General features: G+C 68.0%; 6 protein-coding genes and 2 pseudogenes. 5 read left to right on the forward strand and 3 right to left on the reverse strand.

All coding sequences use genetic code 11. From position 1 onward, the window contains the following. A pseudogene (locus VF794_RS32215) lies at positions 1–518 on the forward strand (hydroxymethylglutaryl-CoA lyase); the annotation flags it as partial. A 13-nt stretch (positions 519–531) separates the two neighbouring features. Here the strand turns inward: VF794_RS32215 and VF794_RS32220 are convergent. After that, entirely contained in the window at positions 532–2061 is a 1530-nt protein-coding gene (locus VF794_RS32220; RefSeq protein WP_331116950.1) for a penicillin-insensitive murein endopeptidase, read from the reverse strand. Between the two features lie 247 nt (positions 2062–2308). Here VF794_RS32220 and VF794_RS32225 point away from each other — a divergent pair, with 247 nt between their 5' ends. The 3 genes and pseudogenes from VF794_RS32225 (at position 2309) to VF794_RS32230 (ending at position 7269) form a co-directional block, all read left to right on the forward strand. After that, complete coding sequence (locus tag VF794_RS32225; RefSeq protein ID WP_331116951.1) at positions 2309–5569, forward strand: C45 family autoproteolytic acyltransferase/hydolase; 3261 nt, start codon at positions 2309–2311, stop codon at positions 5567–5569. Positions 5570–5688: 119 nt separating this feature from the next. Further along, a pseudogene (locus VF794_RS41820) lies at positions 5689–5835 on the forward strand (DUF4236 domain-containing protein); the annotation flags it as partial. Between the two features lie 57 nt (positions 5836–5892). Further along, a complete protein-coding gene (locus tag VF794_RS32230; RefSeq protein ID WP_331116952.1) occupies positions 5893–7269 on the forward strand; it encodes a TerB family tellurite resistance protein in 1377 nt (458 codons plus the stop codon). 281 nt (positions 7270–7550) lie between these two features. Here VF794_RS32230 and VF794_RS32235 read toward each other — a convergent pair whose 3' ends face one another. Together VF794_RS32235 and VF794_RS32240 are read right to left on the reverse strand one after the other, a co-directional pair. After that, a complete protein-coding gene (locus tag VF794_RS32235) occupies positions 7551–7925 on the reverse strand; it encodes a kelch repeat-containing protein (protein WP_331116953.1) in 375 nt (124 codons plus the stop codon). Next, on the reverse strand, positions 7925–10471 hold the full coding sequence (locus tag VF794_RS32240; RefSeq protein WP_331116954.1) for a kelch repeat-containing protein: 2547 nt from the start codon (positions 10469–10471) through the stop codon (positions 7925–7927). The genes VF794_RS32235 and VF794_RS32240 overlap by 1 nt, the downstream gene beginning before the upstream one ends. Positions 10472–10792: 321 nt before the next feature. Here VF794_RS32240 and VF794_RS32245 point away from each other — a divergent pair. Beyond that, a partial coding sequence (locus VF794_RS32245; protein ID WP_331116955.1) for a hypothetical protein occupies positions 10793–11405 on the forward strand: 613 nt, incomplete at its 3' end.

An 11405-nucleotide genomic window follows, 5' to 3' on the forward strand; every position in this document is an offset into this window, starting at 1 on the left:
GCGGCTACCTGTCCACGGTGTGGGGCTGCCCCTACGAGGGCGAGGTGTCCGTGTCGCGCGTGGTGGAGATCAGCCGGGCCCTCGTGGACGCCGGCATCTACCAGCTCAGCCTGGGTGACACGATCGGGGTGGGGACGCCGAGGCAGACGGACGCCATCCTCTCCGCGCTGCTGGAGCACATCCCGGTGGAGAAGCTCGCGCTGCACCTGCACGACACGCGCGGCACCGCGCTGGCCAACGCCCTGGTGGGCCTGCAGATGGGCGTGACGACGTTCGACGCCAGCATCGGCGGGCTCGGCGGCTGCCCCTACGCTCCGGGCGCGGCGGGCAACCTGGCCACCGAGGACATCGTCTACATGCTCCACGGCATGGGCGTGCAGACGGGCATCAACCTCGACAAGCTGGTCGAGGCGGGCATGGTGGCGCAGGAGCTCATCGGTCGGAAGCTGGCGGGCAAGTTCCTCCAGGCCGCCCTGGGCGAGCGCGAGAAGAAGGCCAACCGCCGCGTTCAGACCTGACGCGCCCGGGGGCTCACTGCATCGCCGTCGCGCCCAGCGGCAGCATCGCCGCCGAGGTGTTCGTATCGGCCGGCATGCCTCCACCCGAGGGCTGCTGCACCGGAGCCTCGGTGGGCTGCCGCGGTTGGGCCTCGCCCGACGTGTCGGTGCTCGCCGGGGCGCTTCCCCCGGTGTTCTCCTGCTGCGTGGCGACGGCGGGCTGCGTCTCCCCGGCGGTGGCCTGGGTGGCGACGGCCGGCTGCACCTTGGAATCGGCGGGGGCCTGCGTGGCGACGGCGGGCTGCGGCTCCACCGTCACGGGCACCCGCGGCGCGGCGGGGGCCGGCTTCGAGGCGAAGGCCGGGGCCTGCTCCATCCCGGGCGGCAGGCGCCGCGGCGGGACGACGACGGGCGGGGGCACGGGGCAGCGGGTGCAGGGGCCGCGCAGCGGAATCGCGAGCACCTGGCCGATGCTCAAGAAGACGCCGCGCATCCGGTTGGCCTTCTTGATGGCGTTGATGGAGGAGCCGTATTTCACGGCGATGCCGCCGAGCGTGTTGCCCGAGCGCACCCGGTGCATGACGATGTTCTTGTCCGGCTGGAGCGCGAGCAGCGGGGCGACGCGCCGGCCCAGCTCCTGGGCGCGCGGGTTGAAGAAGCGCACGTGGAAGTGGTCGCGGTGGCGCTTGGCGTGCTTGACGAGCGACTTCGCGCCCGCGTTGAAGAGCGAGTCCAGCCACTCCTTGCTCTCGCCCTTGCTCAGCGCGTGGTCGTAGATGACCTTCTGCACGCGCTTGTCCACGAGGATCATCTGCACGTCGGTGTGCAGGGCGAGCGCCTTGATGAGGGCCCAGTTCAGCTCGAGGTCGATGTAGCGCTCGCGCTCGCGGGCCCGGATCGGATCCACGGTGGGGTAGTAGAAGCCGAGGTCCACATCGCGGCCGTTCTGGTGGCTCTTGTGCGGGCGCAGGTAGCCGCCGTCGCGGGAGCTGAGCTGGTTGACCCGGAGCGGGGGCGCCTTGGGGTACTGGGCCCGCACCTCGCGGATGGCCGTGGTGAGGTAGTCCACCGTCTCCTGGGTGGCCCAGGCCAGCTCGGGCGAGACGACGAGCCAGTCATTCCCCTGGGGGACCTGGACCGAGTTCATCATCCGGCCGCTCTCGACGAAGCCCACGGAGATGGAGCCGAGCGACGCCGGAGCCTTCTTCCAGAGCTCCGTCAGCTTCTCGTCCGACCACTCGGCGGTGTAGAGCGGGCCGTCGGGCACGACGCTCGCGTCCACCTGCTCGGCCTCGCCCTCGTCCGTGTCGGTGGCATCCGCCACCTCGTCGTCATCGTCCGCCGCGCCCTCCTCGCCCTCGGTCACCCCATCGGGGATGGTGGTGGCTTGGAGCTCCGCGTCGGTCTGGGCGGGGACCCGCGCCAGGGCCGCCTCGAGCGCCGGACCCGACTCGGCGCTCGCGGGGGCCGCCGACGGGGCGGGCGGGGCCACGGCGGCGCTCGCGCTCGGCGAGGCCTCCACGGTCCGAGCCGTCACCTTGGACGGGGGGAGGGTGGGAGCCACATGCGCGGTGCAGCCTGCGCACAGCAACAGGATGATCCAGGATGTAGAACGCACTCGGGCGGAGAATGACCCGAAATCGTTCCTCGCCAAAATAAAGCCTCTGGGCTCACCGGGAGCCCAGGCGGGCGGCCAGCGGGGGTCTTGACGCGCACGGTCACCGTCGTCCTCTGATTCCCGAGTCAATCCGGGCACTTCGGCGCTGGAGGTGGTTGACGATCGGCGGGCATGGCGGGAGAACGGGCCGGACATGACCCCGTTCCGCATGACCTCCAGATTCCTTGGCGCCTTGCTGCTCTCCGTGGGCGCTCTTCACGCGGCACCTTCGCGAGCCGCGCAGGTGCCCGTGAACAACGCTGGCTTCGAGTCGCTCGGCGGCTCGGGGCAGCCCTCGGGCTGGACCGCGACGGGCGGGGGCAGGGTGGCGGCCAGCACGGACGGCAAGGCCGAGGGCAGCCGGGGGCTCGTCATCGAGAACCCCTCCGGCGGCGCCGAGACCACCGTCCAGTCCGAGCCCGTGAAGCTCCAGGTGGGTCGTCTCTACCGCTTGAGCGCGTGGTTGCGGACCCGCGGCGTGAAGGCGGACCCCCAGGCGCGCTACCCCACGGCGCTCGGCGCGTGCCTGTCAATGAAGAGCTTCCCCTTCACCAACTGCTCGCCCGCCGCTGGCGCGGACCAGGACGGGCGCGTGGCGGTGCTCTTCTTCGCCACGCAGGGCTCGGACCGCGTGCAGGTGCACCTGGGCCGCAACGGCAAGGCCACCGGCTCCGTCTCGGTGGATGACGTGCGCGTGGAGGAGGTGGACGACATCACCGCCTACATCCCCATGGAGTCCGTGCGCTGGGCCGGCAAGGGCTTCCGCTACGACGACGGCGGGTGGAAGTACATCCACATCGAGGGCGAGCCGTACGAGCGCGGCCGGCAGTATGGCGAGCTCGTGGCCGACGACATCGTCCGCTACATGGAGAAGCTGGGCACCTGGAAGAACCGCCAGGACCAGGCCAATGGCTGGGCCCAGGTGCGGCTGCTGACGGACTCGCTCTTCCTGCGCAAGTTCGACACCGAGTACCTCGAGGAGATGAAGGGCATCGCCGACGGCGCCAACAAGGCCGGGGTGAAGTTCAAGGACCGAGAGCTGGATGTGCTGGACATCGCGGCCCTCAACTCGGCGGTGGACCTGGGGCAGCTCGAGGACGCCAACAAGGTGAGTGCCACGCCGCTGTCCGGGCGCCTCTTCTTCAAGGGCGAGGACGAGCAGGGCCGGGCCGGCGAGGGCGACCACTGCTCGTCCTTCGTGGCCACGAAGTCCGCCACCAGGGATGGCCAGTTCATCATGGGGCAGCTCTTCATGTGGAACGGCTACACGGGCGTCCACTGGGATGTGGTGCTGGACGTGCAGCCCACCAAGGGCCACCGCTTCGTGATGCAGACGTTCCCGGGCGGCATCCACAGCGGCGCGGACTGGTTCATCAACGACGCGGGCATCGTCATCGGTGAGACGACCGTGGGCCAGACGCCTTTCAACCCCGACGGCACACCCCAGAGCAACCGCATCCGCAAGGCGGCCCAGTACGCCTCCTCCATCGACGAGGTGGCGCAGATCCTCGCCAGGCAGAACAACGGCCTCTACACCAACGACTGGACGCTGGCGGACGCCAAGACGGATGAGGGCGCCTGCTTCCTGCTGGGCACCGAGAAGACGAAGCTCTGGCGCACGGGCTCCAAGGGCAAGGCCGCGGAGACTCCGGGCAACCTCAAGGACTTCATCTGGGCCAACAACAACACGCGCGACCTCGAGGTGCGCAAGGAGTACGTGCCCAACCCCCAGAACGCGCCCGTGGACCTGGCCTTCAACACCTGGAACCGCGACATCGCCTTCCAGAAGTACTTCGAGCAGCACGGCAAGGGCGGCATCGACCTGGACAACGCCATCCGCATGCTGGCCTCCAGCCCCATCAACCGGCCCCACGCCTGTGACGGCAAGGTCACCACCAGCGAGATGGCCCGCCAGCTGATGTTCCTCGCCCACTACGGCAAGACGACGCTGCGCGAGAAGATGGTCGGCGGCCGGCACATCCAGGATCTCCCCGGCGCCACGCCCCACCTGACGCTCGGCTACACCACCTTCAGCCCCATCTACGTGGCCGACCAGCTCAAGGCGGCTCGGGTCAAGGCGCTCGCCGAGGAGAAGAAGGCCGCCGAGCCCAAGCGTGAGCTCGCCAAGGTCAAGGACGCCTTCGGCTTCGACAAGAAGCTGCTGTGGAGCAACACCGTGTTCCCCTCCACGGACGCGGAGAACTGGCTGGTGAGCGGCTCGGCCGCCTACTGGTCCATCCTCCAGAAGCTGCCGGACTCGGCGGACAAGGCCTACGAGCAGCAGCGCGATGCCCTGGCGGACCTCAACGCCCGCTACCTCTACCTCGCCGCGCGCGAGGGGGACGTGGTGCCGGTGGACGCGCGCACCTCGTATGACCGCTATGGCACCTACGCGGTGCCGCGCATCAAGGGCACCGTCCTGCTGCACCAGCTCCGGCTCCTGCTGGGCAACGCGTCCTTCTCCAAGGTGATGGGCGCCGTCCACGAGCGCTACGCCAACAAGAACATCACCACGGCGGACTTCATCCGCACCGCCTCGGAGGCCGCGGGGAGGGACCTGAAGCCCTTCATCTCCCAGTGGCTGGAGCGCGGCGGCCTGCCTGAGCCCCGCATCCGCGCCAGCCTCGCGAGCGCCAAGGAGGGCCATGACGTGACGCTGAAGGTGGAGCAGGGCGGCAAGCCCTACCACTTCGTCACCACCGTGGAGCTCGTCACCGCCAAGGGCTCGACGCTGGAGAAGGTGGAGGTGAAGGGCGCGAGCGACACCTTCACCTTCCACCTGGCCGAGAAGCCGGTGCGCGTGGTGTTCAACCCGTCCAACGACATCCCCGTGCCGCGCGAGCGCTACCAGATCCTCGCCAACACGACGGACGACTTCGAGCACCTGCTCTTCGTCTACGGCTCGGCCCGCGAGGTGGAGGCGGAGCGCACGCTGACCCAGAACTACCGCGAGCTGCTCGCGGACGTCTTCACGGACGTGCTCGCCCCCGTCAAGCCGGACGCAGAGGTGACCGAGCAGGAACTCGCGGAGAAGGATCTGTTCGTCCTCGGGAGCGCCGAGAACAACGGGCTGGTGGCGCGGCTGGCCGCGGAGAAGAAGCTGCCGGTGGAGATCGGCCGCCGCTTCTTCCGCTGGCAGGGGAAGACCTACGGGCGCCCGGATGACGGACTGGCCGTGGCGCTGCCCAACCCGTGGAACTCGAAGCGGATGCTCTACCTCTACCTGTCCAACAGCGGCCCGCAGCTGTGGCAGATGACCCGCTCGTTCCAGAGGGATCTCAAGAGCTGGGCCGTCTTCCGGGGCGGGGACGTGAGCGCCAAGGGCTTCCACGACCTCGACGCGCTGGCCGTGGAACTGAAGGAGTCCCCGGCGCCCACGGTCCAGCCGCTCGGCTCGGCGGCCGGGGCGAACTGAGCGGGGCCAGGGGAGTCTGGGTAGGGGAGACAGGTTCAAATCCTGTCTCCCTGCATAACCCTGGGTTCAGTTACCGCGGAGGTTGTTGGTACCTTCAGAGGTTCAGCGGGGGCATTCAGATGGGTTGGTCGTTCAGGCGTTCGCTCAAGATGGGGCCACTTCGGCTCAATCTCTCAACGAGGGGGCTCGGTGTCTCCGCGGGTGTCCGTGGTGCGCGTGTTGCTGTTGGGCCGAGCGGCACTTACGTCACAATCGGGCGCGGTGGATTTCAGTATCGCCAGAAGGTTGGCAGCTCACGTGGTTTACGGAGCCCTGCTGCGCCGATGCAGCACTCAACGCACGCGACCCTCACTGTTCCGGGTGCTGAACCGAACGACACTTCGGGGCTGATCTCGACTGCTTCCGTGGCGGAACTGGCTGTCAGCTCTCCAGATGCGGTCTTGCAAGATGCGCAGGCCCGTCTGCGCCGAGCGAACCTCTTTGGCTGGTACCTGGGAGGCGCCGTCCTTGTCGCGAATTGGGCGAGCACCCAGTTCGGGGGTGCAGCCGCTGGTGCGGCCATCCTGTTGCTTTTGGGGGCAGCCCTTCCAGTGCGTGCGTGGAGCAACGCGCGTCGTACGGCACGGCTCATCTACGATGTGGACAATGATGAGGTCGTGGAGCGGATCGCCATGGCCAATGCCGTTGGCCAGTGGCTCGGAAAACCGGCTCGCCTGTGGCACGTCTTCTACGCTGCGCAGACAACCGACTGGAAGCGGAACGCAGGCGCGAGTTCCTTGATTCGGCGTACGACCATACGAGCCACGTCGGGGTCTCTGCCACAGATTGAACTGAACATCGAGCCCTGGTGTGTGCCTGTCGGTCCGCAGCGAATCTTGTTTCTACCCGACCGGCTCATGATTTGGGATGGGCGGCATCTCGCGGGACTCCCGTATGAAACGCTTCGAGCTCATGCCTCAGTGACTCGCTTCATCGAGGAAGACGGGGTCCCGTCCGATTCACGGCAGGTGGGGTCGACGTGGCGCTATGTCAAGAAGGATGGAGGCCCCGACTTGCGCTTCACGAACAACGCCCAGTTGCCTGTGCTGGAGTACGGCGAGCTGGAGGTGTTGTCGGAAAGCGGCTTGCGGATCGTCTTGAAGACTTCGAATCCCGTCGCGGCCAAGGAAGCTGCAAATGCGCTGATGGAGTTGGCGAAACGCGCCTCCGGTAGAACTGCTGCGGTCGCGCCTCAGACATACCTGAAACCGACGCCAGTTGTCCAACCGCTCCCAACTACCCTGAAACCGGCGCCAGTTGTCCAACCGCTCCCAGTTCCTCCAGAGCCGATCCATCAGCCCATAAAGCCTCAAGAGGATGAAACGGCGGTGCTTGTCGGCAGTGTTGCGACACTGTTGCGCTACATCGCCGCTGCAGACCGCCGCTTGGCCGATGGAGAAGTCGTGTTCGCGCAGAACATCATTCGACAGCTTCTCCCTGCGGAGCATCCGCACGTGTCGGCCATTACATCCTCGTTTCGGTCCCTGCCAACCGACAGGGCAAGCGTTGATGCTGCATTGGTTTCCGTGTCCCGCACCAACGAGGCCTACCGGCGCAGGGTACTCGACACTCTCCAGCAGTTGTCCCGGGCCGACGGAAAGGCGACACCGAAGGAACTCGAGCGACTGGCCGAAGTTCGCCAAGTTCTTGTTGGAGAATGACATGCAGAGGGGGCATCCACGGTTTCAACCCGGGGGCAGCGGATCATCCGCTGGCCTTGGTGGCCATGATCGCGGGAGGACAGTTCCTAATGCCGCCCCAACCCCCTGTCCCACGCGCACAGCGGACCGTTCACCGCGTAGAGGTAGGCGCTGGAACGAATCCTTTGACACCTCCAAGTGGGGTCGGAGGACACGAGGGCAGGGGAGACAGGTTCAAACGAGCGAGGGCAGCCCGGGGCCCTGCGGTCCCGGGCCTCCCTCATCATTCCCGGTCTCGTGGTTCAGGGAGCGGGCGTGTACAGCTCGCAGAGCAAGCTCGGGACGTTGACCTCGGTGGGGCCTACGACCAGCACCTTGTCATTGAGCAGCCGCGTCGCCGTATGCCTCCAACGGGGATGGTTCATCGGTGACGTCAGGGCCCAGGTTCCCGTGGTCGGGTCGTACAGCTCCGCTTCCCGGAGGGTCCCGTTCGCCCCTTCCCCTCCCGTCATCAGCACCTGGCCGTTGGGCAGGAGCGTCATCGTGTAGCTCGAGCGGCGGACGACCGGGGCTCCGCGCTGCGTCCAGCTCTGGGAGGTGGGATCATAGAGCCAGGAGTACGCGCCTCCGCCCACCAGCACCTTGCCACCCTTCAGCAGCACCGCCGCGTGATCCATCAGCGGCTCGCCTGGGGGGCAATCGAGGTCCAGGTGTTCGTCGTGGGGTTGAAGAGCCGGGCGAGCGGAGTATTCCAGTTGCCTCCCACCACCAGCACCTGGCCATCCTCGAGCAACGTGGCCGTGTGGCCCAGCACGGGTTGAGACACCGGCAGGGTGGACCACGTCTGGCTTCCCGGGTTGTACACCTCCACGGAGCCATAGCCGCCGCTGTTCCAGCCGCCCACCACGAGCACCCGCCCATCCTTGAGCAGCGTCGCCGTATGGCCGAAGCGGCCCTGGGCCAGGGAGCCGCTCACGGTCCAGGTGCCTTTGTTCGGGTCATACACCTCCGTCTCGGTCGGGTAGGTTTCGCCCACGGCGCCGCCCACGAGCAGCACCTTGCCGCCCGTCAGCACCGTCATCGTGTAGCGGGCGCGCTCATGCTTCACGGAGCCGGTCAGGATCCAGGCCTCGGTGTTCGGGTCGTACAGCTGCGTGGCCGTCGAGCCCCAGCGGGGGCCCACGAACACCTTGCCGTTGTCCAGCCGGACGGTCGCGTGATTCAGGCTCCAGGCCTTCAGCGAGCCCGTCATGGCCCAGTGGCTCTCCACCTGGAAGCGGAGGACGAGGGGGACGCCGCCCACGCCGCTGCCGTTCGCGCCACTGTAGGGCGTGGCCACCAGCGTGTGGGTGCCGCTCGTCGTCAGCGGGGTGCCCGCGGCCACCATGTAGGGCGCGGCGTTGTCGTGCGTGGTGACTCCGTCGACGACGAGCCTCACGCTGCCCACGGTGGCCGGGAAGGTGTTCACCCGGAGCTTCCACCCTTGCGGCAGCTGGGACATCCGCAGCGTCATGCCGTTGCTCAGCTCCTCGTAGCCGGGCACCGGCTGGTCATGGGCATCCACGAGGGTGAAGCCGGTGACGGAGCTGACGTGGTTGGGGAGCGCGGGCGTGGTGGCGGTGATGGTGAGCGTGTTGCCGCCGAAGGTGCGCACCTGGAAGCCCGCGAAGTCCTCGTTGTAGGTGCGCGCCAGATCCTGAAGCACGCGCAGCGCGATGAGCTCGCCCAGCCGTACCGCGCTCTCGTGGTCGGTGCGCCAGTGCACGCCGCCGAAGAGCCGGCCGACGCCGATGTTCATCGCCAGCTTGTCCAGCTCGTTCTCAATCGTCAGCGCCGGGCCGGTGTAGGGCACGAGCGACGTGCCATCCGCGCTCGGCACCACCGGGTTCTTCACCGGCAGGTCCGTCTTGTAGAACGCCTTGAGCATCGTCACGCCCGCGCCCACGTAGGTGGAGTGGCCGGAGCCATAGGCGGGATGGAGGGGCGAGCCCTCGGGGAAGGCCTGGGGCAGCAGGTACGTGCCCCCGGTGCCTCCGTTGAGCGCGGCGTTGCGCTGGAACACCCGTGGCAGCACCGGCGAGTCGAGCAGCTCGGCGTGGACGGGGTAGGCGCGCGTGCCGGCCTTGGTGTTGTGGACGCGGCCGCCGAACTCCTCCGGGCGCTGCCGGCGGTGCACCTGCCACTTCTGGAACCAGACGCCCAGCAGGGCCAGCTTCATGATGCGGCCGATGAGGTCCTGCCCGTCCGCGTTGCCGAAGGTCGCGAACGCATCCTGCTTGAGGTACTGGCGGTAGGGGTTGTTCGGATCGTGCACCGGCGGCGAGGACTTGCCATCGCGGTCCGTGTCGTTCTGCGCGCTGATGATGAGGGCGGCGTTGAGGCTGGACTGCAGCGGGAAGTCGTGGTGGACGAACTCCGCTAAGTCCCGCCCGTTGCGCAGGTAGCGCGGCGTCGGGTCCAGCGCCTCCTGCTGGGCGGGGAGTCCGCCGTTCTGGATGCGCAGCCACTCGGAGAAGGTGGAGACGCGGTCATCCCCGGCCACGCGGGTGCTGATGCGCTGGGAGACGGTCTGCGCGCCGTAGGGGACGTCCAGCAGCAGGAACTGCGAGATGAACGGACCCACCGTGCTGCCGGGCAGGGAGTCACGGAACAGCGTGTCCGCCGTCACCATCCCGTTCACCCGGGGGCCCCGGTACACGCCGAGCTGGTTGAGGCGCATTTGGGCGTCGGGGATGACGGGCGGGGACGCGGCGTAGTCCAGGAAGGACACGTCGCGCGCCAGCGCCATCCAGTACAGCTCCTCCATCTCCCCGGCGTTCTCCCGGCTCGCGAAGGTGGGCGCGGGGGCCACGGCGAGCGCGTGGGAGTCCGCGCCCTCGAGCTGGTAGGCGTAGGCCGACTGCGGGTTGACGAGCTGGCGGCTCCCGCCCAGGGTGATGGCCTCGAAGTCGGCCGGGTTGCCGCTGGCGACGGCGACGAGCAGCTTGTCGTACTCGACCGTGTTGACCTCTCCAAGGTTGTCGTGTGGCAGGCCCTTGGAGTAGCTGGCGAAGCGGGTGGGGTAGCGCGCCTCGTCGCCGTTGTCGGGGTGCTCGGGGAGGGGGATGCTTCGCTGGAAGTTGGCGGCCTCCACGCGGACCATCTGCGCGGCGTCGGCGCGCGCGACGCCCGGCGTGGGGACGGCTCGCAGGGCTTCGGACTCCTGCGGGGGGTCGGACTTCATTTCCTGCTCAAGCTGGGCTGCGGACTCTCGGGAGGACATGCACGGGCTCCGTGTCAGGGTTGCGCGTGCATGGTGAGGCAATGCTCTGACATGGAATGTCTGTGTCTGGTTTCGTGCTTTCCCCGACACGGAGCCACCGAAATCTCTTGTGAGCGCGAGGATCGCCAGGCGTCCACCGCCCGCCACTCGAAGGCGAACGGGACTCGTACCTGCTGAGTAGGTTTCCGCCGAAGCACCGTGTGGCTCCTGGAGTGGAGGCTCGGCTCGGTGCAAACAAGCGAGTCAGGCCTCGCACGACGGTGAGGCTGGCGAGGAGCAATCATGGACGAGCAGAAGAAGTCCGAGGCGAGCTGGGAGGAAGCGGAGCGGTTGGGGCCGTACCAGCTCCACGAGCAGGTGCCGCAGGACGACTACAGCCAGGGAACGCTCTACCGGGCCACGCACGTGACGACCGGGGCGCCGGCCCTGGTGCACCAGCCCGCCGAGGACGGCGCGGTACCGCGGACCGACTGGCGGGTACGCGTCATCTCCTCGGCCTCCCCCAGCTACACCGCCATGGAGGTGGAGGACACCCCGTGGACCGTGGCCCCCGACAGGCAATCGGTGGAGTCGATGGTGCCCACCCTGGAGGATGTGCACAAGGGAGTGGAAGGCATGGCGCACGCTTTCTCCGGCCCCCCTGCGCCCTACATCCGGCGGCACCTGGCCTTGGCCGGAGTCGCCGGGGTGTTCGCACTGGCCTTCGCCCTGGGACTACTGGTTCCCATGTCCCCACCGCCGAGTGGCACGGAGTCCGTGGCGAGCGTCGCGCCAGCACCCATGAGCCACGAGGTGCCGACGGACACGACACTGCCACCCGAGGGCATGTCGTTCCGCGAAATGGTGGACGGAGGGCAACCCGTCATCGCCTATCCCTTTCCGGCCAAGCCCTACA

This window comes from Archangium sp. (assembly GCF_036389735.1).
GTDB lineage: Bacteria > Myxococcota > Myxococcia > Myxococcales > Myxococcaceae > Archangium.